This is a genomic window from Maridesulfovibrio salinus (genome assembly GCF_055394525.1).
The window spans coordinates 3,315,891-3,341,560 of the sequence record NZ_AP042461.1 but is presented as its reverse complement, the minus strand read 5'-3'; the positions used below and the strand labels follow the sequence as shown (position 1 = coordinate 3,341,560).

At 52.5% G+C, this 25,670-nt stretch carries 26 protein-coding genes; 5 read left to right on the top strand and 21 right to left on the bottom strand.

Features of this window, described 5'->3' with window-relative positions:
• Positions 1-3: 3 nt before the first annotated feature.
• Complete coding sequence (locus ACZ5PW_RS15200) at positions 4-234, bottom strand: hypothetical protein (RefSeq protein WP_464555234.1); 231 nt, start codon at positions 232-234, stop codon at positions 4-6.
• A gap of 109 nt (positions 235-343) precedes the next feature.
• On the opposite strand from ACZ5PW_RS15200, the gene ACZ5PW_RS15195 reads away from it, so the two are divergent.
• The 5 genes from ACZ5PW_RS15195 to ACZ5PW_RS15175 are packed head-to-tail and all read left to right on the top strand — an operon-like array spanning position 344 to position 7,213.
• Positions 344-1,201, top strand: coding sequence for a hypothetical protein (locus ACZ5PW_RS15195; RefSeq protein WP_464555233.1), 858 nt, complete (start codon positions 344-346; stop codon positions 1,199-1,201).
• A gap of 10 nt (positions 1,202-1,211) precedes the next feature.
• Entirely contained in the window at positions 1,212-2,219 is a 1,008-nt protein-coding gene (locus ACZ5PW_RS15190; protein ID WP_464555231.1) for a hypothetical protein, read from the top strand.
• Positions 2,219-4,039, top strand: a complete 1,821-nt coding sequence (locus ACZ5PW_RS15185) for a hypothetical protein (RefSeq protein ID WP_464555229.1) — start codon at positions 2,219-2,221, stop codon at positions 4,037-4,039. Before ACZ5PW_RS15190 ends, ACZ5PW_RS15185 begins: the two co-directional genes overlap by 1 nt.
• Positions 4,040-4,094: 55 nt before the next feature.
• Positions 4,095-6,983: a hypothetical protein gene (locus ACZ5PW_RS15180; protein ID WP_464555228.1), complete on the top strand. Its 2,889-nt coding sequence runs from the start codon at positions 4,095-4,097 to the stop codon at positions 6,981-6,983.
• Positions 6,983-7,213, top strand: coding sequence for a hypothetical protein (locus tag ACZ5PW_RS15175; protein WP_464555227.1), 231 nt, complete (start codon positions 6,983-6,985; stop codon positions 7,211-7,213). Before ACZ5PW_RS15180 ends, ACZ5PW_RS15175 begins: the two co-directional genes overlap by 1 nt.
• Positions 7,214-8,265: 1,052 nt before the next feature.
• Here ACZ5PW_RS15175 and ACZ5PW_RS15170 read toward each other — a convergent pair.
• The 20 genes from ACZ5PW_RS15170 to ACZ5PW_RS15075 form a co-directional block, all read right to left on the bottom strand.
• The gene (locus ACZ5PW_RS15170) at positions 8,266-8,550 is read right to left on the bottom strand and encodes a helix-turn-helix domain-containing protein (RefSeq protein ID WP_464555224.1); all 285 of its coding nucleotides are present in this window, start codon (positions 8,548-8,550) and stop codon (positions 8,266-8,268) included.
• A gap of 2 nt (positions 8,551-8,552) precedes the next feature.
• Complete coding sequence (locus ACZ5PW_RS15165) at positions 8,553-11,195, bottom strand: hypothetical protein (RefSeq protein ID WP_464555222.1); 2,643 nt, start codon at positions 11,193-11,195, stop codon at positions 8,553-8,555.
• The gene (locus tag ACZ5PW_RS15160; RefSeq protein ID WP_464555220.1) at positions 11,185-12,924 is read right to left on the bottom strand and encodes a hypothetical protein; all 1,740 of its coding nucleotides are present in this window, start codon (positions 12,922-12,924) and stop codon (positions 11,185-11,187) included. Before ACZ5PW_RS15160 ends, ACZ5PW_RS15165 begins: the two co-directional genes overlap by 11 nt.
• Entirely contained in the window at positions 12,918-14,972 is a 2,055-nt protein-coding gene (locus ACZ5PW_RS15155) for a hypothetical protein (RefSeq protein WP_464555217.1), read from the bottom strand. The genes ACZ5PW_RS15160 and ACZ5PW_RS15155 overlap by 7 nt, the downstream gene beginning before the upstream one ends.
• On the bottom strand, positions 14,965-15,537 hold the full coding sequence (locus tag ACZ5PW_RS15150; protein WP_464555216.1) for a hypothetical protein: 573 nt from the start codon (positions 15,535-15,537) through the stop codon (positions 14,965-14,967). The genes ACZ5PW_RS15155 and ACZ5PW_RS15150 overlap by 8 nt, the downstream gene beginning before the upstream one ends.
• Positions 15,538-15,539: 2 nt before the next feature.
• Positions 15,540-15,986, bottom strand: coding sequence for a GNAT family N-acetyltransferase (locus ACZ5PW_RS15145; protein WP_464555213.1), 447 nt, complete (start codon positions 15,984-15,986; stop codon positions 15,540-15,542).
• A gap of 8 nt (positions 15,987-15,994) precedes the next feature.
• The gene (locus ACZ5PW_RS15140; RefSeq protein WP_464555211.1) at positions 15,995-17,737 is read right to left on the bottom strand and encodes a phage tail protein; all 1,743 of its coding nucleotides are present in this window, start codon (positions 17,735-17,737) and stop codon (positions 15,995-15,997) included.
• Complete coding sequence (locus ACZ5PW_RS15135; RefSeq protein WP_464555209.1) at positions 17,737-18,324, bottom strand: phage connector family protein; 588 nt, start codon at positions 18,322-18,324, stop codon at positions 17,737-17,739. Before ACZ5PW_RS15135 ends, ACZ5PW_RS15140 begins: the two co-directional genes overlap by 1 nt.
• 77 nt (positions 18,325-18,401) lie before the next feature.
• Positions 18,402-18,650 carry a hypothetical protein gene (locus ACZ5PW_RS15130; RefSeq protein WP_464555206.1) on the bottom strand — a complete coding sequence of 83 codons (249 nt, stop codon included), beginning with the start codon at positions 18,648-18,650 and terminating at the stop codon, positions 18,402-18,404.
• A gap of 14 nt (positions 18,651-18,664) precedes the next feature.
• Complete coding sequence (locus ACZ5PW_RS15125) at positions 18,665-19,501, bottom strand: phage capsid protein (RefSeq protein WP_464555205.1); 837 nt, start codon at positions 19,499-19,501, stop codon at positions 18,665-18,667.
• Position 19,502: 1 nt separating this feature from the next.
• A complete protein-coding gene (locus tag ACZ5PW_RS15120) occupies positions 19,503-20,306 on the bottom strand; it encodes a capsid assembly protein (protein ID WP_464555204.1) in 804 nt (267 codons plus the stop codon).
• Complete coding sequence (locus ACZ5PW_RS15115; RefSeq protein WP_464555203.1) at positions 20,299-20,550, bottom strand: Bbp19 family protein; 252 nt, start codon at positions 20,548-20,550, stop codon at positions 20,299-20,301. Before ACZ5PW_RS15115 ends, ACZ5PW_RS15120 begins: the two co-directional genes overlap by 8 nt.
• The gene (locus ACZ5PW_RS15110) at positions 20,537-22,120 is read right to left on the bottom strand and encodes a portal protein (RefSeq protein ID WP_464555202.1); all 1,584 of its coding nucleotides are present in this window, start codon (positions 22,118-22,120) and stop codon (positions 20,537-20,539) included. Before ACZ5PW_RS15110 ends, ACZ5PW_RS15115 begins: the two co-directional genes overlap by 14 nt.
• Entirely contained in the window at positions 22,121-22,408 is a 288-nt protein-coding gene (locus tag ACZ5PW_RS15105; protein WP_464555201.1) for a hypothetical protein, read from the bottom strand.
• Positions 22,408-23,766 (bottom strand): terminase large subunit domain-containing protein, encoded by a 1,359-nt coding sequence (locus tag ACZ5PW_RS15100; RefSeq protein ID WP_464555199.1) that lies wholly within the window; start codon positions 23,764-23,766, stop codon positions 22,408-22,410. The genes ACZ5PW_RS15105 and ACZ5PW_RS15100 overlap by 1 nt, the downstream gene beginning before the upstream one ends.
• A complete protein-coding gene (locus tag ACZ5PW_RS15095) occupies positions 23,759-24,295 on the bottom strand; it encodes a phage protein Gp27 family protein (protein WP_464555198.1) in 537 nt (178 codons plus the stop codon). Before ACZ5PW_RS15095 ends, ACZ5PW_RS15100 begins: the two co-directional genes overlap by 8 nt.
• Positions 24,295-24,588 carry a VpaChn25_0724 family phage protein gene (locus tag ACZ5PW_RS15090; protein ID WP_464555197.1) on the bottom strand — a complete coding sequence of 98 codons (294 nt, stop codon included), beginning with the start codon at positions 24,586-24,588 and terminating at the stop codon, positions 24,295-24,297. The genes ACZ5PW_RS15095 and ACZ5PW_RS15090 overlap by 1 nt, the downstream gene beginning before the upstream one ends.
• On the bottom strand, positions 24,588-24,944 hold the full coding sequence (locus tag ACZ5PW_RS15085) for a hypothetical protein (protein ID WP_464555196.1): 357 nt from the start codon (positions 24,942-24,944) through the stop codon (positions 24,588-24,590). Before ACZ5PW_RS15085 ends, ACZ5PW_RS15090 begins: the two co-directional genes overlap by 1 nt.
• Positions 24,934-25,326, bottom strand: a complete 393-nt coding sequence (locus tag ACZ5PW_RS15080) for a holin family protein (protein WP_464555195.1) — start codon at positions 25,324-25,326, stop codon at positions 24,934-24,936. The genes ACZ5PW_RS15085 and ACZ5PW_RS15080 overlap by 11 nt, the downstream gene beginning before the upstream one ends.
• The gene (locus ACZ5PW_RS15075; RefSeq protein ID WP_464555194.1) at positions 25,323-25,670 is read right to left on the bottom strand and encodes a hypothetical protein; all 348 of its coding nucleotides are present in this window, start codon (positions 25,668-25,670) and stop codon (positions 25,323-25,325) included. Before ACZ5PW_RS15075 ends, ACZ5PW_RS15080 begins: the two co-directional genes overlap by 4 nt.

Below are 25,670 nucleotides of genomic sequence, written 5' to 3'. Positions count from 1 at the left end.
TTATTAAAACATTTTTGAAAGCAAAATAATGATGCAAATGGAGACAGCACTGTAAGCGATAACAGAGGCCAGCGACTTAATGTCTTGTCGCAAAAGTCCTAATTCTTCTTTCATGCTGTGTTCTGAATCGTCAATCTTTTCTTTTAATTGAGTCGATTCTTTCTCAAGTTCATCGGCAACTATTTGCCTGATTATTTCTTTTTCGGTCTTGTTAATATTAATGGGAGGTTCCATTGTGATGGCTCCTTTATTTAAAAGATAATAATCAATAAACGCCTAGCAAGGCAATTTAAAAATATATCTGCAACCGCACAGGACGTGCAAACCTCACAGGATGTGAACCATGGCAGACAATACCTATACTCCTTACGGGAGCAACAACACCACTGCGCAAAATGTGGTGAACTCCGCGCTGAACAAGGCCCAAAGCACCTTGAACGGTATGAGTACCCCCGCGTACCCCACCTACACCGGAAATCAGAAAACCGGTCCAACCCAGATGAATTATTACCAGAACGTGCAGGCCCCGCAGTATCAGACTACGGGTGCGCTCATGGATGGTGATTATGACAAGCTGCAACAGGCATATGAGCAACCGGCGTATCAGGCCTACAACACCGCTACCGTGAACACTCAGAACGTTTACGGAAACAACGGCATGTACGGATCAGTTGGTAATGGCCTTATGTCTGACGCCATGGGCTACAACCAGCGTCAGCTGAATAACGGGCTGTCTACAGCAGTGGGCCAGCGATACCAGATGCAACAAACCGACATGGACCGCATGAGGCAGGAGAACGAAAACGTTGCAAAGTTCGGCTTTATGGATGCAGCGCAGCAGAACGAATACAACAAAAATAAAATGGCTTGGGATTACGCACAGGCCGAGAATCTGCGTAACTGGAACAACGGGCAGATTGACGAAAAATCGGCCTATGACCTCGCCAAGATCAACTACGAGCAGGCAGGGCAGCAGCGCATTTTTGACAATGCCGCAAACCTTGCAGCCGGTGCCGGATCAACTGCTAACGGACAGATGCAGGCAGCTTCAAACAAATACGCCACTGACAAGAACTATTCGGCTCAGCAGCAGCAAAACCAGACTAATAGCACTAATGGTTGGCTCGGTGCAGCTGGTGGCATTGGTGGGGCAATTGCTGGTTCTGATTGGTTCGGTGACATGATTAGCGGCTGGTTCTAAGGGGGTAGCTATGAACGGACAGGGCGCAAATGCATTCGTGGACAACTTTTTGAGGTCCTTTAACACCACTCAGGATCGTAATCTAAGGCGCGACAGATTCGAAACAATGCGAAAGGAGCAGGCCGACAACAGAGCCTTTCGTCAAGAGCAGTTTGATTTTCAGAGGGATCAGGCCCAACGGCAGAACGACATTGCAAATTACACCAGACAGGCAAACGGTCTGGCCTTCTCCGGTCAGTTGCAGGGTGATGCCGGTGTGTATGGCAGGGACAGCAGGGAGATGGAATCTAAATATGGATTCAATCCTTTGGGCTACGTTTCTCCTCAGGCCATGAGCTACGAAACACCTGATCAGCAGAGAAAAAACAAGCTGAACACAGCAGCGGCGATTGCAGCGATTAACGCCAAGTATTCAGCCCTTGGCAAGGCTCCCAAGTATGATGTGATCGAGAACGGCAACGGTGAACAAAAGTACATCGTCAAGGGAAATATCATCCCAGAAGGGTGGAAGGTTTCCAAGCCAGCGGCGGTCAATATTAATCAGGGTGGCGGGGTGATCGTCGGCCCCGGAGGTGTGAAGCTTTCAGCTACCGAGGTGCGGGACAACCGTAACGCACTGACAGCGGTAGCCGGGGTTTCCAACTCCCTCAACAGGCTGGAGGAACTGGTGGGGCAACATGGCTGGGAACCTTCCATGGGGTTCAATGCTGAAACCGTGGCTCAGCTTGAAGCGGCCCACCGTGGCGTCCAGATGGAAATGAAAGAGCTTCTGAACCTTGGCGTTTTGAATGGTCCTGACCTTGAGTTGATGGACCAGATGCTTTTGAACCCGACTGAGATTCCGACAAACCCCTTGAAGTGGGGCAACAGGCAGGCAGCTTTGCAGGCTTCATATAAAGAAGTTCGTCAGTTGCTGGAGCGCAAGAAGGCCCAATTTCAGAAGAACCTCGGGATTAAGGACCAGCCGGGACAATCAGAAACACCTCAGCCTAAAAGCGACCCACTGGGGATTAGATAATGGACATCAAAACTATTCGTGAAAAGTATCCTGAATATCAGGACGTGAATGACCTTGAACTTGCGCAGGGGCTGCACAAAAAGTTCTATTCCGACATGCCTTTCAATGATTTTGCGCAAAAGATCGGGGTAACCCCTGATCCGGTCAGCGCAAGGGATGAAGGGACTGATTGGGGACGTGCTGGAGCGCAGTTAGTAGGCGGCGCAATCGGGGGGACTCTTGGCTTTGGTTCCCCTGTCCCCGGTGGTGCTTTGATTGGTGCTGGGCTTGGTGATTCAATCGGCGGTCAGGTCTGGGACTTGGGGAAAGAATATCTCTTTGGCGCACCTCCTAAGCCCTTTCAGGAACGCATGACAGGGGCGGCAGTGGACGCGACCATGGGGGCGGTTGTTCCCAAGGCGTTTGATACTGCAGTTGATATTGCTAGGCCTGTTGTTAAGGGCATGATGGGACCGATTAAAAACCATCTTGCTGGTGCCGGGGCAAAGCAGCTTGCACAGGATTATGCAGACCTTGGAGTCAGACCCTCAGCCGGTGCGATTTCAGGCAACAATGCAATTCAAGCGACTGAGCAGGCCTTTTCTCAGCTTCCGGCCTCTGCCCGGATCATGCAGGAATCAGCCGCAACGACCTTGGACGACACCACCAGAGCGGCGAACTCTCTTGCAAATGAATATGGCCCTGTAATGACTCCACAGGGAGCAGGGGAGCATATCAAGGCGGCAGCGCAGGGAGCGGTTAACCGGTTCAAGAACAGATCAAACGTTTTGTATGATGCTGTAGACCAGTACTTTCCAAAAGGTGAGGGCGTCCCGATAGATAATACTCAGGGTTATTTGGAAGCGACTCTGCAAAGTTTTGCTGATGCCCCTGAGCTTGGCGCACGATTCACCAGAGGGTTGCAAGATATTTCCAGCAGAGTTGCCAAGGATGCCCCGGACGGCATTCTGGATTTTCAAACCCTCAAGAGATTGAGAACAGAGGTCGGCAACGCCCTTGGTGACAAATTCAACGCCGTGGATGATGTGAATAGAGCGCAGCTAAAACGGCTTTATGAAGCTCTTACCAATGACCTTGAAGCAGCAGCCATGGCGAAGGGTGGAAACGCTCAAAAGGCTTATCAGCTGGCGAATCGTTATTACAGACAGCAAATGACGCACAACATACCCACCCTTGAAAAAGTGTTGCAGACAAAAACGGATGAAGCGGCATTCAATCTGGCGGTATCTGGCGCAAAGGACGGCGGAACCCGCCTTGCTATTCTGCGCAGAAACTTTCAGCCGGAAGAGTGGGATACGGTAGCCGGTACAGTTCTCGGAAGAATGGGCAGAGCAACCCCCGGTAAACAGGATGTAGCCGGGGAAGCTTTCAGCGTTAACACCTTCCTGACCAACTGGAACAGGCTTGCACCAGAATCCAAGCAGGCCCTTTTCCATGGCTCCAGATATAAAAATCTGCATGGCGAACTTGATAAACTGGTGCGGGTGATTGGCTCCCAGAAAGACGTTGTTGCCATGGCGAACACTTCCCGTACAGGGCAGGCCGTGGGGACAATGGCAACCTACATGATGCCCTTGACCGGCTTTGCTTCTGGAGGGGTGGGCGGTGCATTTTCCGGTGCTGCTGTCTCGATGTCTCCATATGCAGGGGCTAAGCTGATCACTAACCCCGCTTTTGTGAAGTGGCTCACGGATGGAGCCAAGCTTTCAAAGGTTATTCCGGGCAGCATGAAAAGCCAGCTTGTGAAGCTTCCGGTCATTGCCAAGCTGAACCCCGAAATTGAAAACGAAATTAACGAATATTTGAATCTACTGAAATAAAGCACAGGACGTGCACAACTTCACCTAAGGTGAACTGCTTCACAGGATGTGAATTATGGCAGAACTCAATTACAGCTACGATGCAGGAAGCATCGACACTACCCCCGGTGGTGACTCTGTAAAAAGCTCGATCTTGGAGAAAAACCAAGCCAGAGTTGAGCAGGCTTTGACCCATCTGAATGCGCATAAAAACCGTGCAGATTCGCATGGCACCACCTCGGCTATTGTCGGGGTAGACGATGCCCAGACCCTTAATAATAAAACTTTGATTGATCCGGTTGTTACCTATGCGGCTGAACCAGCGCAGAACGCCCCAGTTACCCGCGAATGGGTAGAGGGCCAGAGCGATTTGGCTGTGACTCAGGCTGGAACCGCACGTGATGAGGCGGTGACCGCTAAAGACGAAGCCGTAGCAGCCCGTGACGTTGCAGTTGATGCAGCCGCAAACCTCAAGATTACCCCTACGCCTGTTTTGTCTGGTAACAGCCCAGCCAACGAGGGGGAAGAGACTGTTATCACGATTACCAATCATGTTGAAGGCAACGTTTATGATGTGGCTGTAACTGGCGGCTCTGCTGTGGTTTCAGGCGGTCAAATTACATGGACCCTGCCCAGCGTTGATATTGACACTGATTTCACCATGACTGTTTATGCTGCAAAGTTCGGCTTTCAGCAATCAGTAGCAGCCACCCACACTGTTACCGTTAAAGACGTCCCAATTCAGGACGGCCCTACTATGACCTTTGCGGATACTGTTGAGGGCTACCCCGGTGCGACTGTTGACGCTGACGGCGTTCATACTCCTGCGCATTCCGTTGGTTGTGACAATATTAATCAGATTATTTCGGCGAAGGGTGAAGTTGAGATCACAAGTGGTGAACTGGATAATATTACCAACGTTTCCGTTGGTGGTTTTGATACCACTACCCCGCTTGAGGTCGGGGACGAGATAGAGGCGGACACCGGGTCCTCATCAGTAGACAGTGTATCGGGCGGGGGCACTACTACCGTGGAGACATCTCAGGCTGGAGCTAGTAACAGTTTTGGTTCTACTTTTATGAATAACAATTATCCCCTCCCTAATGGCGAAAGGATAGATGCACTAGGGTTGAAAAGTTCATCCGCCCAGACTGGATACTTATTTATCTATAGACAGGACTCGGCAACGGAATACACATGTGTTGCCCGAGTGGAACTAACCCATTCTGGCTCCGGCCTTTTGGAATACGCTGAGTTAGACACCCCATATGACGTGCCCTCTACAGGGGTTTTCTATGTTGCAGGAGCTAATTTTAATACTGCAGGCGCTTATATGTATGACACTTCAGCTCTACGGGCCAATCCTGTTGACGCTGTTGTAGGGGAAACTCTTACTTTTGCTGCAACCACGGTAGCTCCTGTAACAGGGTATCAATACGGGAGTATGTATGCCGTTACAGTAAATCCGCCTTTTTCTGTAGCTCCAACAAAAGTTTTTAAAAAGCCAACTGGTCTTGCTCTTAAGTTAGGAGCGGGAGTTGTTGGCGAGTATATGGGGCCGGAAATCCCCTTGGCTTGGGGAACTGGTTCAAACACTTCTGACCTCGTATTCGAATCCTCTGAGTCCTTAGCCGAAAAGATGGTCAAGCCGAACGGTCCGCCAGTTGGTGGGATGGGGGCAGAGTTGATCCCCTCGTTTGCGGGGGTAACGTATGACACCGAGTCCGGTTCCTCTACTGTAGATGGGTGGGTAATCAGCGAATCCCATAAAGTTAATGACAGCTATGCAGCGTACATGCTGCGCAGGAATGACGGGGCGACCTCAGTGCCAGGATATACACCGTCATGGGCAATTACCGGGACTCCCGGATTCGCATACATAACTGCGCCGAATCCTGTGAAGCTTGGCGCAATTGTGCTCGGAGGTGGAATCCCCGGCGGGCTTACTCAAACCCCGCCTGAAAATGTTACAGTTGAGGGTTTTGACGGCACTGATTGGATTTCGATTGCCACCATCAATGAAACGAGATGGACAGAAAATTGGCAGGAATTTGAGTATGCCGTTGGTGATGTTCCTGCTTACACTGAGTTCAGAATCGGCATGCCTGCTTACAGCGTACTGCATAAAATTCAGTTGAAAGAAGCATCGAACCTGACTTACACAGCTGACCAGAATGCACTCCACAATGATATTGAGATTGACGGAGCTAAGCATAAAGTGTCGCAGGTTGTTGAAAAGTCAACAGCTAGAACCGAAGAAGCCACACCTGCACAGAGCTTTTATTCCTATGGGTATGTTAGTAAATACTATGTCAACAACAGGGTAAAAGTCCCGAATGGAAAAACCATAAGCGAGCTTGGCATATGGACAGATAGCGAAAACACTGTTCCTTATCGTTTGTGCATATTTAAAAAGCTGAGTGGAGATAACCTTGAGATTGTTGCAAGAACAGCGTCTCATGTTTTCTCTACTGGTGAAGAGTGGCAGTCTCTTGAATCTCCTTTCTCTGTTCCTGAAACGGGGGACTACTATGTAGGTGCAGGAGTTCCCAGTGGTGCTAGTGAAGGTCGTATAACATGGCCAGAAGCAACGGACCCGTTCAGTGGATGGTTGTGTGAAGACTTTGCATCTGATGCATTAGGGTCGACAGGGGCGTTTACCCTTTATCAATATACCTCAAATGTCGGGTATCGGTTTGCAGGAAGTTTATACACCACAACCGCAACCCTCGTAACTCCCCTTGCTCAGGCTCCAGACGGGACTGAAGCTGTGAAGATACCAGATCGCTGTAACCTGACTCCTGCAGCTCTGACCGCGCAGGTCGTGTCCGGACAGTTTAAAATAACGTCCGACATGATTAGCTTGGTTGACGATCCGAATATTAAAAGGCTGGCAATAGCTGTAGCAGGAACGGAGCCCATGACATTCAGGTCTGGAAAAATCTATATCAAGGAGAAACTATAATGCCAAACGTAAAGCATATAGTTGAGACTCAGTCGGGGTGTACTGTGCACCGTGAGGTAGCATCTAAAAGGACATCTCAGGATTTTGATGTGATGCAGATTAGTGAGGTAACTAGAGATTCTTTCAAGCGTATTTGTGGGGTGTCTGCCGAGCCTGCAACGCCGAAAGATTGGCAGCATGCGCTTGAATCAATTCTTGGCAAACAGGTTGTTACGGAGATTTTAAAATAGGAAAGTTGATAGAGAACTAAGCGCGTTCTTTGACGTGTTTTTATCCCCTGTCCGGGCTTGTTTCGGGTGGGGGATTTTTGGTTGAGTTAAGTGGTGGGTGTGTTCACCCTCCGTTCACCTTTTTACCTTTCAGGAAGGTGTGTTTCTATCTTTTTATGTTGTTATTTTAGGTGGTTGTAATTTAGGGTTATAGACTCTTAATCCGTTGGTTCAAGGTTCAAGTCCTTGGTGGCCTACCAGAAAATTCAAGGCGTTATGGCGATTCTGCAAAGAATACCATGCGCCTTTTTCTGTTTCTAGTCCCTTACTGGTCCCTCGTTTTGCAGGACCACTTTTCATTTTGTTTGTGTTCAACAAACATTCTCCATGCTTCGTTTATTTCTTTCGAGTTAAAGAAATCCTTTATCATTCTCGCGTTGCGCCGTCTACTGAGCAGGGTGTGGATTGCTTGAAATGAAATGCTAAACTTCCCCCATGCCAACCTGCCACCCACCCCACACAATAACCCCACTAATCGTAAATCTGATAGCCCAGATAAGCGAGGAAGTAGGGCGTTTGACCGTTTTAACCGATAGCCCAAAGGAGTTAAAGCTAAGACGCATCAACCGTGTTCGCACTATTGGCGGATGTCCCGGTGGAAAGTCTGGTTTTCTAACACCAAGAAGAATTTTATGACGCTCTTCAACATAGCACGAATAAGGCGGACTCGGCACCGTTCATAGAGTTTATGCTCAGAATGATTCTGAATGCCGTTTCATCTGTAGCTGCGCGCGATAATTCGCCCCCTCAGGCGATATAATTAACCTTAGTTTTCAGTTTCACTATATGAAACACCTTTTCATTTCTAGTAGAAATTTTCCAGCGGTCCGGTTGATCCGGGCCGCTGATCTTTTATCACATATTTCATTTTCAAAGATCAAATCTGCCGTTTCAGGCTCCTTGTTTGCATTCCAGGGTTTAGGTCGGATTTTATTTTTTAAACGCTGATACGGCGTTTTCAAATATTCCCTTTCCCTTCATTATATATATGAACCTCGCGTGGCCACTTCGGTTTAGCTATCTTCAGCGCGAAGCCTCGCACTCAGTCTTCGTACATGCCTGGATGAAACCCCAATCCGTTCCGCTATTTGTTTTGTATTGAGCCCTTGTTCCTTCAGCTTGATAATGAGTTCTTCCTTGCGCTCCTTTCTCTTTTGTCTAATTGAACGAAACACCTGCTCAAGCTTTGGGTAACGGTCATATAAGTAGCAGACGACTTCTTCAGGCATTCTTTGCCCATCTTTGACCAAATTCATCTGAAGAATAAGATCTTCTTCAAGGCTATTTGCAGTAATCACAACTACCTCCAGCCTCCACCTCGCTTAATGTTCTCCAAGGGCAGCAAAGATTCCTGTCCGTATTCCTTTTTAAGTCTGCGCTGGGTGCGCTTGATGGTTCCGGGGCTGATCATTTCCCGGATGTGGTAGCCGACCATATAGTCAAAGGCGGCGCGGGTGTACCAAAGGTTCAGATATGGGGTGTTATTCAAGGCTTCCCGGATCAGGCCGTCCCGGCCTTTAGTCGCTTCGCCTGTGTAAAGCTGATTTATGGAAACGCCTATGCTGCTGGCCGTTGAGACTGCGGGACCTGCGATAGTTCCAAGGAATCCGCCACCGAAACGGTTAACCTTACCCAGCAGGAAATCCCCGTAAATCCCGGCTCCACCGGACTGAAGCAGTGCCGCGCTTACGGTTCCCATGTTGATATTGCCGTCCTTATCCACCAGCTCACGGGGAGTTCGTCCTTTGGAAAGGTCTTTGGCGGTCATGGCCAGGTAGCCCATTATAAATGAAGTGGCCACGTAATGGCTGACCCCCATCAGGTCCAGACCGTCAACATCGGCACGCTTCCAGCGTTTACCGGCCATGGTGCGCTGAATGTAGGCAATGGGGAAACTCTTGAACTGGGTAACAAACCTGGCGACTTCGCCCCAGCCTGAACCGGGACGAGTTCCGCGCACCATGGCGGCCCGTGTCTTTTCGTCAGGTTCAATGATGGCGTACATGGTTTCGTCTGCGTAGTAGCCCATCAGGTCTGTTTCCAGCTCCCGGCGCATGTCGGTGCGCAGACGTTCCTGAAATGCTTCGCGCTGCTCGTCATCACCACGGAAATTCTCAAGCCGGTGCTCAATGAGTGGATCAATATCCGCATCGTCCAGATCCCAGACTTTTTCAGGTAGAAGATGGGTGTTGCCGTCCGCTTCCTTGGATGCGGCGTAGCGCAGGACTTCCCATTTTTCCATGCTGATGCCCTGCCAATCCAGTATGCGCCGGGTAGCTTCAGGCAGATCTTCCCAGATCAACCCACTAACGTTTCCCAGCTCCGTGGAAAGCATATGCACGTAACCGGACTTATTGGCCTCGGTCCATGCGGTAAGGCCCGACCATTTAAAGAAGCGGTTAAGGTGTGAGCTGGTGCTGCCCAGATGAGAATCCTGAGCCTCAAACCTTGCGGCCAGATCACCGAGGGTGCCGTCAATCATGGTTCCCAGTGAGCGATAGATCCTGCGCTGCTCTTCAGAACTCAGTCCCTCAAAACGCATATCGAAAGCGGTTTTCCATGAATCAAGCAGACTTCTGCCATGATGCCTGGCATTGATGGCCTTGACGAACACGTCAGCCACAGCGGAAAGAGTTGCCCCGCCCAGCTTGCCCATACTCATTACTGCACGGGTAACAGATGCGATCTTCGCAGCCGTGGGCCGCACAGCTCCGAAGGTTTCGCCGTTCAGTTCGGCATACCAGTGAGCCAGCTTACCGGAAACAACCCGTCCCTGGCTCCAGGCATTGTTCAGACGCTGCTCGGCATGCGCCTTGATCTGCGGCTCGGTCATTTCCTGGCGCATGTTGCGCAGCTTCTCAAAATTCACATAGCTTCGCGCGGCATCAACATCATTGCGAACCCTTAACTTTTCTGCCTCGATAAGGGATTCCAGCATCACTTCCGGGTTAGGTCCGAAGGTATCCATCAGGGCCAGCTTGCGGGAAGACATATCCAGATGGCCAAGCACGTTATCCAGAACATTCCCGCGCCCATAAACCTCATGGTATTGCAGAAAATCATCAGCACTCTTGAAGTGCAGCACTCTGTGCTTGGTCATGGAGCGGGCCAGGTTGGCAGGCCCAACGTGTTCACCCTTAGCCTTCGCGTTAGTCTTAAGGTCTTTGCCGCTGGAGATGGTATCGAACACGGATTCAAGAGCTTCCCGAACATCGTCTTCTTCCATATCAGGAAAGGATCTTTCAGCGTCCAGATGTTCCATTACGAAATCAACCCAGCCGCTGCGGCCCCCAAGTGTTTTTGAAAGCAGCTTAGATTGGTCATGAGACTGTGGAATCCAGCCTTCAAGCTTGCCGATGTTGGCTCCGGCGCGGTTCATGCGGACTCTTGCATCCTCGCAATACTTGCCCAGCACTTCCGCCGCCTGTCCGGCCAGCTTGCCCTTGAAGTTCTCCGGCTCCATCATGGCCTTGGCCACATCGTTCTGAAAATCCTTATCCTTCAGCAGAAGCTTTCGCACCGGGCCGTCCAGTTCTTCCAGCTCGGAAAGGATTCCACCCTGCCAACGGCGTTGAATACTACGCATCTTGCGGCTTACGCTGTTCCTAGCTCCGCTGAAACGCTTGGAGCTGCCGACCATCATGGCTTCCATAGCATCAAGGAAATGAAAGCCTTCCCCTTCAACCTGAGAGATAAAACTATCCACGTTCTTGCGCTTCAGGATAGTCAGGGCAACCTGCTTACGGTTAAGCGCAGCCGCAATGGCCGCTTCCTCGGACTCCTTGGCAAGCAGATCAACCAGCTCTTCAGTGGCCCGGTTCAGCCCGCCTTCAGCACTCAGCTGCTTCTTGCGCTCAATCATCTTGTCAACAACGGCCACGGCATCCTTGCGATCAAGTCCGCCGTCAATCACTGCCTGTACACAATCCGCTTTACTCGGCATCCGGCACCCCCAATACACATTCAACTACGCCCAGTCCGGCTTCTTCCATGTCGGCCACCTTGGCTTCGAGATCTTTGGCAGAGTCCAGTTCAAGCATATCTTCTTCGCTGACCCTGCCTTCAGCTATAAGCCTATCCAGTTCAATTTCTTCCTGAGACTTGCCGCTCCTGGCATCAATGCCCATGGTTTCAAAGGCATCAGCTTTGTAGTCCGGGGCTTCCAGCGGCTTGATGGGGTCAACAGTTTCCGTTTTCAGATTGACTTTGTGGGAATCGGTAGTTATTTCTTTATTAAGAACTGAACGTTCTGAAGCTGAAGCTTCCCGCCCCTGATCGGAGATGAACTTTAAAGTCCCATCAGGTGTATCCCCATCGGGTGTTTGACGACCTTTACGGTAAGCCATCATATGGGAGACGCGCGAAGCTTCTCTTTTTTTGGATGGAGTTCTGCTTTTGGTGCCATCAATGAATGCTGTTACCAAGGTTTTGTCTTTTTGCCCCTTGCGGTGCTTGGCAACAAAAACAAAATCAGTTCCATCCCCTCTGGGAATAACCCAGTTTAACTGTTTGCCGTTCTTTTCAATGGTCGGCTCGAACTCCCTGACCACATGCGGAAGGCTCAAGATATCTTCCTTCCTGACCCTGAGTTCAGGGTGCTTGCCGCTTTCCTCCCCATGCCTCCAGATGATTTTGACCAGGCCCCAGCCACGGGATTTATATTCACGGGCAAATTTCTTGTGCTTAACTACAAGGTTGCCGTCCTCGTTGAACATTGACGGCCCACGTTCAACCAGAATCTTTTCCAAGTCTTCAGGCTCTAAAGTGGCCAGTATCTCGTCAGCTTCACCAACGGGATCTGCGAGCACACGGTCATAGCCGCGGCCCAGATCTTCCACTTCCTTCAGGATGTTTGAGACATCCACAGGGCGGTCATTGTTCAGGTCATCAATGGATTTATATGCAGCTTCGGCAATTTTCTGGCGGGTCAGCGCATCTGACTGACGGCGCAGTTTTGTCACCTGGGCATCGTGCAGCTTGGCACCGCCGTAGCCGAACAAACCGCCAACGGCAGCACCAAAGAAAACATCAGAGATATAGTCTGCCAGTTCGTAATCCTTGCCGTACTTGGCCCGGTTGGGCATGACCACCGCATTGGCCAGCGCGGTACCGGCCGCGCCTTCAAAGACGGCCGCGCCCACACGGGCCATGGTGGAACCACCGCGAACAGCTCCGCCGAAAGGAATGAAGTTGATCGGGTCAGGCAGACTGCCGATGATCCCGGCCCCGAAGCCGAGGACAGACCGCGCACCGCCGCCACCTCGTTCCATGATGGATTCACGCTGCCTGCGCTTGTCGAATTCTTCGGCATAGATCCCGGCCCGGACAGGGGTCATGGTCTCTTCCCACTTGATGCCTTTCCGGTAGTGCTCAGACTTCTGCCAGTCTGCTTCAGACATGTACGGGAGTTGCTTCCGGGTACTGCGATGCTGCTTCCACTGACTCTGCTGAGTGACAGGATCGTAAGGGTTCGGCCCCCAAAACGAGCTGGAGCTTGCGCCATAGGCATCACGCTCGGCATTGGCGATACGGGTTTCGTCTATGGCCATGCCCAGCGTGGTGTCTTCAAAAGCTTCGGTCATGGATGCGCCGAGGTAACGGCCCAGCTCAGGACGGTTGTCCATTACCCGGTTGCGTTCGTCTTCAGGAGTGGAAAGTTCAATACTTACCATATCTCATACCACCGTTTGGCAGGCCCAATCTCTGAAAAATTAATCCCCACAGCCTTGCCGTCTTCGCCTGTGACCAACTTCTGCGTGGCGGGATCAAGCAGCATGAACCGTTCATTCATGGTTATCCAGACCCCGTTTTCAGTTATGTGCTCAATATATTCCTTTGCTCCCGCATCGCCGAGGCTGGCAGATTTGAAAGCAAGCTCCTCATCAAGCTTGTCCAGCCTGTCCTCAAGCTTATCTTCCACAGCTCCCGCATCCAAATCCTTGGGAAAAAACACGGCGAGCTGGTCATCATTTATAACCTGATAGTATTTATCCAGAATGGTTGCGCCGGTTGATGACCCGGTCAGCTTGGCCCCGTTCCTGGTCATATCCTCCAGTCCGGCAACTCTGCGCTGCATGGATTCATTGGCCGGAACCAGCGTTCCCACCCGTTGCATGAGGCCAAGGAACTTGGAAGCTGCAACCGCGTCATTAAGTTCAGTTCCCTTCAGGTTGCCAGGAATGTCTGCAGTGGCAGTTGTTGAAGCGGCAACCAGTGTGCGCAGGTCCTCATCCATGGCCGTGGGCAACAGCTCCTGAACAAGATCAACACCTTCCGGAAGTTCCATTTCATCTATGACTCTGCCGGAGTAACTGCCCCAGCTACCTTCAAGCTGACGCAAGAAATCAAGCTTGCCGGCTGTATCCGCGCTGCTGAATTCTGCTTTCAGGTTCTGCTTGACCTGTTCCGGCAGAACTACACCTGGTCGGCCTGTTAGTTGTTCCTGCATCTGTAAGGATGTTTCCACGGTCAAGCGCAGCCGTTCTTCCTCAGTAATATCCAAGCCGTTTGCCGCAGCTTCAACGTTCCGTCCGGCGCGATCCCATACGGAACCAGCCGGGTCTTTCTCAAAAGCCTTCAGCCTCTTGCTCAGGGCATCACGGGCGATCTCATATTTCTGAAGCTGCTCGGACGCGCCTTCAACCTGTTCGGGACGCAGGCTTTCAACCCGCGCCCATTGTTCACTGATGGGAGTCAGGTTGCCGGACTCGTCCACGCTGCCTTCCTGAAGGAAGAAGGCCATCTCCCGGCGGCTTTCCATCTCTTTGACCAGCTTTTCCCCCTGCCGGGCATAGCTGCCGCCGAGTTTCATGTACTGCGCCAACAAGTCGGAGTATCCTTCAGGCTCCGAACCGGTGGCCACTGCGTAGGCATGGGCATCGGCAAGCTTACCCTGAAGCACCAAAGCCCGTTCCTCCTGAGCCTTGGCTGCTTCCCGTTCCCGGACCAACTGTTCGGCCCGTTCCTGCCTTTCAAGCAGCCGGATATCCGTATCAATTTTGTTGGAAATCTTCAGATGTTGATCAGCAGAAAGTAGAGAGCTGCCTTCCCTGTCCAGTAATCCTTCCAGACTCTGCTTAGCCTGACGCGGATCTTTCAGACTCTGGGCCGAAAGCATGGAAACCAGTGTCTGATCCTGAACAGTGCGCATCAGCTTTACGGCCTGTTCCGGTGTGTACGAAGCCTGAATATCCTCATTCAATTCGCCCAGCTTTTCAAAGATGCCCACCGCGTCTTCAGGATTGGAAGCAGCAAAGTTGAGCAGGTTGGCCCCGGCATTCTGGAAAGATAATGCCTTTTGCTCCTGACGTTGCTTGGCCACATAAGTCATGGCCATGCTGTTGCCGCGCGCTTCCATGCCGGCCAGTTTATCCAGGGCCGCGTTTTTGGCCTCGGTATGCCAGCCGAAAGTTTTTTCAATATCCTTGCGTTTCTTCTGATAATATTTCTGCGACTCATCGCCAACGCTGAAACGGTCCTCGCCGGTACGTTCCTGCCAGCCGTTCTGAAGCTCCAGTTCCTCGGATTCCATGGAAGTGAAATAATCGCGCAGCTGGGTACGGGCCTGATCTTCCATCTGCCCCTGACCATCCGCAAACATCTGGTTGCCGATCCGGGCCATTGTTTCGGCTCCCCTGGACGTAGCCCAGGGATTAACTCCATTCCCGGCATTTCCGGCCTGAACCCGGCCCAGCTGTAAAGGAATTCCGCTATCAGCCATACGCCTTGCTCCCTTTGGAAAGCAGCGTTCCTGCCGCTCCCCAGTAACCGGCATTACTGGTCTGCATCCTGGAACTGTTGGCGGAATTCAGGCTGGCATTCTGTGCGGTTCTGGATTGATACAGCATATTGCGCTGCCGTTGATTGCTGCTGACAATCAGTGAATTTTGTTCTTCTTTGTCCAGCCAGTCCTGCGAGGTCAGCACGCTAAGCGGAGAACCGGACAGGCTCAGGCCGGATGCGGCAATATCAGCCACCCGTTGCCCGCGCTCCCTTTTCTGCTGTTTGCGCAGTAATTCCAGTTCCCGCTCATTCTCCCTCTTTTCCAGGGCAACGTTGCGTTTAGCCGCATCATCAGCCAACAGTGCGTTCTGCTCCTGAATCTTGGCATTGTACTCCAACCCCTTGTTCTGGGAATTTGTTGAGGCAACGGTTCCCAGAACGGAAGCCCCCAGCCCCAGAGTTGATACAGTCTGACCGATGGCAAAGGCTCCGCCGGAACCGAACAGCCCGGCTGTTGCCGCTTCTGTGGCGGTTGCGGCCGCTCCAAGTAAAATTGATCCCATAGCTACACCACCCAGGCAAAAGTATAACGGTCCAGATGATTGGGACCGCATTTCCGGTGATACCCCTCACAAAGAAACCCCATTGCTTCCAGCATCCTGATGCTGGCGGCATGTTCGGGCAGCACCGTGGTTTCAATGCGCACAAGTTCGAATTCCCTGATCACCCGGCGCATGCCAAGTCGCAGAATATTCAGGAACTGAAGGGCGTATTCCGGCACCAGATCACTGGTCAGCATCCATCCTTGAGCTATTCCGTATCCGGTACATAGAGCACCTCCGCTGGCGATGATAACCCCATCCTCACGAACCAGAGTCACCGAAAACTGGGACTGTTCAAGTCTTATTCCCTGTTCAAACAGATCGACCCCTTGCAGGTCTTTCGCATCCAGATCCCGGAGCTTGATATCAATGGCATCAGTGGCCATGAATCTGCGTTTGCTTGTCTTCATGTTGATTCCTATGTGTTTAAAACCTGCGTCGGGACAATCATGAGCACGGTCATGGGCAGCGGCTGATCCTGACGGATGTGGATGCAACCGTCCTTGTTCCAGCCGGATGGAGACACGATTTCTTTATCTCCTGAAGTAATCGGAACAGCTTTACCCACGGCCATCTGTGAAGTTCTGGAAAATATGGTGTCCAGCTTTTCAGGGGAAAGTCCCACCTTGCCGCCGACAGTGTTGTAAAAGCGTACGGATATTTTATTGATGAACTTGGATTTGGTCTGCGCGGTCCCGCGCTGGCTGCCCACTTCCAGGGGCATGGGTTCAAGCACGGAAGCATAACCGAAACCCACGTGTATTTTCTTTCCACCATTCTTCAGTTCCAGTGTCCCGTCTTCCTTGACCGTCTGGGAGGGAACCACCGCCCCGTCCACCAGAATATCGACCTCGGCACCGGCCAGATGTTCCAGCTCGTCCAGATATGTCGTCTTTTCAGCCAGGTCGAAAGTCACCGCAGCATCTAGGAAAAACGAGTCTTCGACTGTTTCATCTTTCGCGCTGTTGAATTCAGCTTCCAGATATTCGACAAACCGTTTTGTCACTCCGTTTACCTCTCTGGCCACAACCGCCCAGAGTTCATCACGGCCGATACTGTCGTTATGGATTGACGCGATGGATTCAACCTTTCCGTTGGTGATGATCCGGCTCCAGGCCACCACATCCTGCTCACGCATGAAGGTGCAGGCCAGCAAAACTCCGTCATTGCGCAGGGCGTAGACGATGGAATCCGGGGCAGCGCAATAGGCCATCTCCTTCAGCCCGCTGCGGGAGATGTGCTCGGCAAAGATGGTCATGTCACGGGAAGGATAGTTGTCGGTCTGGTAGTAATAGGCCATTTCCATGACCTGCCTGCCGGAACGCTGAACATAGAGGGCCGAGTCCTGCACCAGTAGCGGCGCGGAAGGCCCCGCGCCCACGGTACTGGCCTGCTGCGCCCTGACTCCGTCCGGGGTGATGGTGTCGTCGATTCCGTATATGGTCCAGGTACCGCCCCGTGTGCCCACATAAAGTTTGTCTTTAGGTTGCAGGAATTCAATGCGGTTGCCCTGGCCGGAACGGATGGTCACTTCCCCAGCTTCATCCGCTGCCGGTTCTTCTGTTAAGGCTGGCTGGGTGAAATTCCAGTAATCCCCGATTTTGGAGAAATGAATGGCTCCGTTAGGCAGAGCCAGCCACAGACGATCCTGATAAAAACAGCAGGCAATGGCATTGTTCCCGCCATCGGTAGGTGCGCCGCTGATGGCGGTAAGCGTCCAGTTATCGTGATCCGTCCTGGTCAAACGCTGCGGAGTATGACCGGGGCAGACCAGCACCAGCACATCAAGGGACTGACAGAAGCGCAGCCCCTGAATGTCTTCGGCGGTATAGGGAGTCTCCCGTTCATAGATCGCGCCTTCCTCGTTCAGCACCGCGCCCTGATCATGGAATACCCTCATTTTCAAAGGCGAGAATTCAAGGATGTAGGTCTGGTCAACCGAGAATTCAAAAGAAATCAGCCGGGATTCATCACTCTGACTGGCGGCCTCCATCACAAAACGCATGCCGCTGCGCCGGGTTACGCCGCCATGAGGATGGACATGGAAATTTTCCAGCTTCCTGCACCCGGCAAAGTACTTGGCCACATCCACGCGTCCAGCCAGACGCGGGGAAATTTCACCGCTGGTAAAACTGGTAATTGCCGGTGTCGCTATGCTCATCATCTGCCTCCGTATTTTGCGGCCAGCCAGTTGGATTGCTGGACCACCTTGTGGTTGTTGCCGGTTTCCCTGGCATTCACGCCCCGCGCCTGTTGCAGGGTCCGCTCATATTGACCGCGCATGGCCTCGGCCATGGAAGTGGAGCCGGTCAGCGGATAGGCAATCTTGCTTGCCAGGCATTCAGCCAGTGCGGCTTTCAGCATTGAGTCATACTTTACCGGGCTATCCTCCCGGCGTACGTACAGCAGACACAAGGGGGACGGTTCATTACAAAGTATATCTCCTCCCACTCGCTTCCAGTTATCAACAACAGAACCGGTACTACCGGCCACTTCGGAAATCCTGAGCAAATCAACTGGAACCGGGTAAGCATAATCCCAGCCCCAGGCCGGCTTTTCAGCCTTGGCAGCCAAGGTGCGCAGTTCCTGACAGCATACCCAGTCATGGGAACGCAGAACCTCATCACGCACATTATTCCAGTGCAGTGCGCACAGCCGCGCCCCCTGGATTTCTTCACTTGTGGAAGCGATGGTATCGGCACCCAGCAGGGTCAGAGCGGAATTACAGATCTCAACAACGCTGGCCATAAAAAACTCCTAAATAAAAAAGGGGAAGCCGTGCGGCCTCCCCGTTGGTAAGTAATATTTCGGTCAAGGCCGCCAGTTTACGCGCCGGCCACCACGGTCACGGTTCCGTTTGTGTTTGTGGCCACCAGAGTATCCACTGCGGCCGCACCATTTACTCCTGATGTGGCGATGATGGTATCGCCGGTATCAAGGTTGAATTCCTTGACCGCATCGTTGAAGTAGCCGCTGGCCTTGATGGTCGCCGCCACATCAGTGCTCTTATACAGAAAGAGCTGCTGGCCGGGGATTCCATCCATACGTCTCATCATTTCCCAATTATAAGCCATGTTAAATCCTCCGTTTAAGCGAGAGCTGCATCGTCATCGCATTTGATTTCAACAACGCCTTCGCCATCGATAAGAACAGCACCGGCGGAAATGTAGCTGTTCACCAGATGCGCCGCTTTCATGGGAACCCAGTCGATTTTGCATTTTACGTCACAGGCTTCAGCCAGACCGATGGCGGTTTTGTGATACAAGAAGCAACTGCGCACCCCGTCAACCAACGGCAGATCCGGCAGCATCAGCCAGGTGTAGCCGTTCCAGCTTTTGCCTTCTATGAACTGAAGCCAGGGAAAAAGGTCTTTGGAGTAATCACTGGAAGCGAACTCCTTGATGTTCATCAATTCTTCCCACTGGTTCGGGCCGACAAGGGCAAATCTGTTGCCGTCCTGCGGAACGCTGTTTCCGTTCAGGATTTTGTTTCCCTGCTGGAGTTTGACCTTGCTGAACCCATTGGCTCCGTCACCGACGATGTTGGTTGTCAGGCCCGCCTGACCGATGATCTGTCCATCAATAACGTCACCTATAGCAGAAGCCGCAATAATCTGGGCTGTCTTGCGCTCGTCATGCTGCATTTTGAATTCATCCAGCTCGTCCACCAGTTCAGGAGCGTACCAGTCTTCCAGTACGGCCTTTGCTGTAGAATGATCCGGGTTCATCAGCGGAACATCACCATTACGAGTTTTTTTACCCGCCTTGCCTTTGCCCTTTTTTTGAAAAGTGGTGTCCTTGCCCTTTACGTTGGTCTTAAGGCGCACACTATTACGCAGTTTGGAACCGCCCTGAGCCGAATATGCGATATGCACTCCGTCTTCGAATTCGGAAACAAAACCGGCACTGACATCATTATCAGCCATATCAACCTCTCTGTTCGTTTAGTTTTTCATATCCGGCCCGCACCTTTTTCACGTATGCTTCATCCCTTTTTGCGGGATCGCTGAAGCGCGGGTCCTGTTGCATCTTTCGCAGTTCTTCACGGGTATAAACACCCGATTTACCTTTCTTCGGCCCTTTAAGTTTGCCTTCAGTCACCTGCGGGGCCAGACGGGCAAAGGCATTCAGCACAATGGCGTTATTTCCGGCAGGACCGAGTGCTTCCACAAATTCAGGGCCGCCCATTTCCAGAGCAGCATTCATGGCGTTATTGAGCATTTCTGAGCTTTTCTTGCCGTGTTCCTGCTGAAACAATTTCAACTGTTCCTTCTGGTCAATTTCAGATTCGGTTTCCTGTGCGGCTTCACCAAGCTCGGCTGCCTGTTTTGCCGCCCAGTCGCATACTCCTTCAAACTGTTCGGGAGTCAGTCCCAGCTCACGGGCCTTGCCTTTAAAGCTATCACTGACCGCGTCTTCAAGTTCTGCCATTGCTTCCGGCACCGAGTAGCCGCTGTCTTCTTCCGGCACTCCCATAGCCTTAAAGAATTCTGCCCGTTCTTCCGGGCTGGCATCAGGACCGGGAATGAGAAACTTCGGTCCATCTCCAGGAGCAGCTTCAGCTTCCGCGCTTTCTTCACCGGAATCCTCGCTACCTCCTTCAGCAGAGTTGTCCTGTTCAAGCTCGGCGGAACTGTCCGCACCGGCTTCAGTTTCAGATCCTTCCTTCAGTACGGTATCCTCGGAACCGTCCACGCCTCCGGCCCCCTGTTCAAGCAGGGATTTATTCATGGGATTCCTCCTTCTTAGTCGGGGTAAAATTGTTAATGTCAGTCATGTGCATGATATGATTGACCATGGAACGCCTGCCTTCGTTAAAGTCCGTGCGTCCCGGCTCCAGGGAAAAAGAGCTTCTGCTGTAAAAGCCTCTGGCTTTCAAATCTTCCAGCACCTTTTGCCCGTCATCAGTTTCAAACACCCGCAGGTAACGCCGGTGCATTTCCATCAACTCCGGACTTGCATCATTTTCCGCCATTTCCTTCCTCCAGTTGCTGTGCCTGCTGGGCTATATTCATCAGCTGCCCGGCTTCTGCCGTGGCCTGCTGAGCCTGCATGGCCTGTTTTCTTTGCGCCCGCCGTTCTTCCACCTCATCAGGGTCACGCAGGTAAGAGGCGGGAAGCGCGTGAGACTCACTCAGGTGCCGGGTGATCTTGTCGGTATCAAAGTTGTCCATTGCTTCAACATCTCCAGCCTGAATAAACGGAGCCAGCAGCCCTATTACCTGCGGCAGACCTTCGCTTTCCTGAGCCTTGCGCAGCCTGGTGATTGCGGTCTGAACCACCATGACAATCACATCCGCCGCTTTGGCTGACTCAAAGGCCGGCAGCCTCCCGGCGCGGTCCAGAATGCCCAGCACCCTGTTCAGCAGCGGGAAAAGATATTCCGATGTCAGCCGGGAAAGGACCGGGCCGACAATGCGCAGTTTCTCGCTCTGGCGGATCAACCATTCCGTGGCTGTGGCCGAAGCTTCAGGCGGTGACATGATCTCAGCCAGAAAGATACGCAGGATGGACTGCTTGCGCCGTTCCAGCATGGCCTCTGTGGCAGAGAGATCCACCCGCACGGGCAGTTGCTTCACATCATCGCCGGTTCCCGTGCGGTAATAGGAAAGCCCGCCAGGACCGGAACGAATAGGCCCCAGAAAACTGTCATCGGGAACAAGCATGGGCGGGTCAGCCATCTTTTCCGCGCCCATGAGTCCGGTCTTGGACATGGCGTTCAGCACACGTACATCGGAAAGAGCGGTCATACCCGGACCGCGCCCGTAGACTTCCCCGGCAGACTTCCCCCAGCGCGGAACCATGAAAGGAAATTCGTGGTAGCCGGATTCTTCCAATACGGTCTTGGAGTCCTTTTCCATGTACACGGAAGCGAAGGGCATATTCTTCGCGCCCGGATCTGTGCTTTTGTCTTCTCTGGGATAAACAGCGTGCAGAATGGACACCTTGGTTTCCGGCTTCTTTTCCGCCAGTTCCTTCACCTTATCCGATGCGGTTTCCCATTCCTGAAGCACGGCCCGCGCACTCATCTCGTATTCACGGAACAAAGTGTCCACACGGCCTTTGGATGATTCACTGACCACACACTGGGCAAGCGGCAGGGTGGAAAAGCGGACCACGGTTTCAGGGTCGGCTTCCACGTACATGACCCCGGTTCCCAGCAGGGCCACATCCAACAGCAGTTCATGGTCGTACTGGGCAAAGCCGGTGGAAGTGTTGCTGAAGATCAGCTTGAACTCTTCCTCCACTGCGGCCAGTCCTTCCTTGATCCTGCTGTCATCCGCGCGGTTCTGATCCTTGAACCGGGCCGAGTACCAGGAGTCGCTGCCATCAGTCAGCAGACCTCCCAGACCGGAAGCCAGCAGATTCAGCGCGTATTCAGGTGTGCTGTCAAAGACCTTTTCATCACCCACCTGCCCCTTGCTGATGGAGGACTGTTTCATGGGCATGAAATAGCTGAACAGTTCATCCCAAAGTCCGGTCCACTGGTCACGGTCCTTCTTGGCATCCGTGTAGTGGGCAAGGATTTTATCAGCGAGATCCATCTATGCTCCCAGCTTGGTCTTTAGACCTTTGGTGCTTACATCGGCCTGGCTTTCCAGTCCCAAGGCCCCGGTGGCCAGAGTGGAACCACGCCCACGCTTGCGCTCGTTGCGCTCCCGTCTGGCTTTATCCTCAGCTTCCTGAGCCTCTTTGGCTTCCTGGGCCAAACGTTCTTCCTCAAGCCTTGCGGCCTCTTCATCCGCCTTGCGCTGCGCTTCAAGCTCTGCGGCAGATGGTCCGCTGGAAACCTTCGGTCCCCCTCCAAAAATTGCTTCAACTACTCCGCCCATTACATGCTCCATATTGTGTTTTCAGCTCTTGCCTGCTGGTGATTGTTTCCCACTGCAAGGCCTATAGAACTGTAAGTGTTAATCGTGTGGCTCTGACGTGGTCCGCGCCTGCGATCCTCACGAAAACCAACTGCAAAATATCTGAAGGCATCAACCGCATGGGATGACCAGTCATGTAAAGGTTTGCTGGCAAAATCTCCGGCCTTTTCCCTGAACTGACGGCGGTAGTGCAGCAGAGCTTCAATGCCGAGATCACAGCGGCTCTGGTCAAAATAGCAGTTGGGAATCATGGTACGCACGGCATTGATACCGTCCTGCACCGGAATGTTGGGAGCCACGTCAAAACGGATTCCCAGAGAACGGGCCACCTCAAGCCGGCTTTTTCCCGTGCCCAGTTCACGCACCCGGATATCGTGGGGCGCAATGTGCCTTCCGTAGCTGTAAGGTTTCTCACTGAGCACGTTGGCGTAATGGTCCAAACCTTCCCCGCTGGCCTCGTAGTAGTCGATCACAGCGTACTTGCCGCCGGGATACGCCTGCACGAACCAGATGGATGTGGAATCGCTCATGCCAAGGTCCCATGAAGTGTGAACCGGCAAGCTGGAATCGTAAGAAACGTTTGCGATACGTTTGTCCCGCTCGGCATCGGCCATCAATCTGCCGAAGAACGCGCCCTTGATTGCAGCCATGAAACTGCATTCCATCTCCTGTTCGTATTCCTCAGGAGACATATCCGCCTTCATGGCTTCCAGTTCTTCAGGATCAAGAATCCCAGTCTCGGAAGCGCGATAAAGTGCCGCAAACCAGTTCGGGTCATTCTTGGCCCTCTGGTACAGTTTCCAAAGGACGTTCTTGCCCTTGGGTGTGCCGATGAAATCTGCCCAGCCCTTACGGTCTGCTAATGCAGGGCGAACGATTTCAGTCCATGTATTCCATGGCATCTGTTCAATTTCGTCAAAGATCACGCCGTCAAAATACAAGCCGCGCAGGCTGTCGGGATTGTTGGCTCCAAGAAGCTGAATGACCTTTTGCCGTCCCCTGGAATCTCTGGGAAAGCATGCTTTCAACTCTGCTTCATTGAAGCTGATACCCGGATAGTTCCACAGGTAATATTTCAAATACGGCCATGCCACCGCTTTAGCCTGGCGGTAGAGCGGCGCAATGTATGAGCTGAAACAGTCCGGCAGTTCAGATTGAATACTGCGCCGGATCAACTTGTTGACGGACATAACCGTCTTGCCGAAACGCCTATGGCAGATCTCGACAGAAAAGCGATACGGCTTTTGATCCTTGTAAACCTGACGCTGAAGAATGCGCGGGGAATAAGGGATAACGACTTTCTGAGGCATCTTACTCATCGTCTTCATCCTCATCCGCCCAGGTGACAACAATGTCTCTAGGCTCATTGTCCTCGTCTGCCTTCTTGGCATCACGGGCCAGCAGCTCGAACTTGGCGCAGTCCATGGCGGCCTTCTGGACACGCTGGACAGACAGCGACAGATCTTTGAGGGATTCAGCATCCAGCTCTTCACCGGCCAGCATTTTATTAGCGGTCTTGAAAGTCAGGGTGCGGACCATCTCTACAGTTGCTCGGCCCAGATCTGAGTGGCGCACGTCACCGAGATCGCCCACAATCTGCTCCGCAACTTCACGGGCAACGCGCACTTCACGCGCAGCTCGTTCCGTGGCCATGGCAAAACGGTTAAGAGCTGACCGGCTGATCCTCTCTTCCATTTCCAGCTCTTCAAGCAACTCATTGGCTTGTTCCATAATCTGCTTCTGGGACAAACGATTGTCCCGCAGCGCGTCCACAACAAAGACCCGAACCTCTTCAGGCAGAGTGTGGATGGATGAGAGCCGACCACGGCCAACTTTATTGTCAGCCACTACAGCCTCGGCTCCGGCTTCTTAACGCCGTCATGCTTCTTGCCGCCCGCCACGTCCGAACCACGCTTGGTCAGGGTGGCAATGTAGATACCGTTCATGTCCTTGAGTTCCACCAGGCCCTGATCTTCCAGCCAGCGCAGTTCCTTGCGCAGCCTTGCGCTGTCACGGTCAAAGGCATATTCAACGGTCAAATCCAACAGGATGTCTTCATTGAGCGCGTAGTTTGCTTCCTCCTGCAGGAAGCGCAGAATGGTAATGCGCAGGTGTTCCAGTAGGGTTTCCGAGTAAGCCACTATTTTCCTCCATTCAGCAGGTGATCTTCCTGCCGTTCAACAATGCGATCCACCTTTTCCACCAGATTCTTCAGCCCGCCCAGTTCCGCCCCCATGCCCACCACATCACTGCGCAGCCTTTCCACGGCCAGGGCCAGATCATGCATGGCCTTGTTGTCCGGGAGGTTGCACAGGGCGGCTTCGTTTCTGGTGATCCTCTCGTTAAGCTCCTTCAGCTCCTTGTCCTTCTTGGCCTTGAACTCGGCCATATCAGACCGCAGACTGCTGAATTGGCTGCGGATGTAAAGGAACAAGGGGACCACCACGACCTGAAGCCAGCGTAGGGCATGATCTACGGTGTCCATGTCAAGATTCACTTTTCTGCCTCCAGGTCTTGACCACTTTCTCCGCGCTGCGCCCGACCACGTAACCACCCAGCCCCAGCTCCATCAGTGACCAGAGCTGTGCGGGCAGCTCAAGGTGCGGGGCCTTGGTCCAGAACAAAGCAAGATACGGGTACAGCAGGTAGTTGTTGGCCACGATGGCGATGATGGTCAGCATGAGAATGGGCCGCCATGAACGCTGCAACCAGTTGCCGTTCATCTCAGCCAGCATGATTTTTAAGCGGCCTTCCAGCTCGGCAAGCTGCCCGGACTGCTGTAATTCCATCAGCTTGAGTTTGGCCTTTTCGCGTTCACCGGCATCGGGCCAGATCTTGTCGATGATGGTGCTGCCGAGATCAAGAATTGAATCGATCACGACACGCCCCAAATTCCGTAGGCAATCCAGGAACCGGCATCCAACACGATGACAAGAATTGCGATGATCAGCGGTACAATTCCGCCATATTTGTGAGTCCCTTTGAATCGGGGAGAGAAACGAGCCCAAGCGGCAAGCCCCAGTGCTACGCCCAGAAGTACCCAGTTGATCCACAGCCACATATCGCTGGCAATCCAGAGATAGAGGGCCAAAATGTAAAAAGCACAGCCCAACCCCAGAGGGATGAGGGATCTATCTTTTCCTTCAAATCTGGGGTCAACACAGGGCCATACAACCAGAAACGTTGCCAGAATTATGATTATCCAGTTGAGCCAGAAAGACAT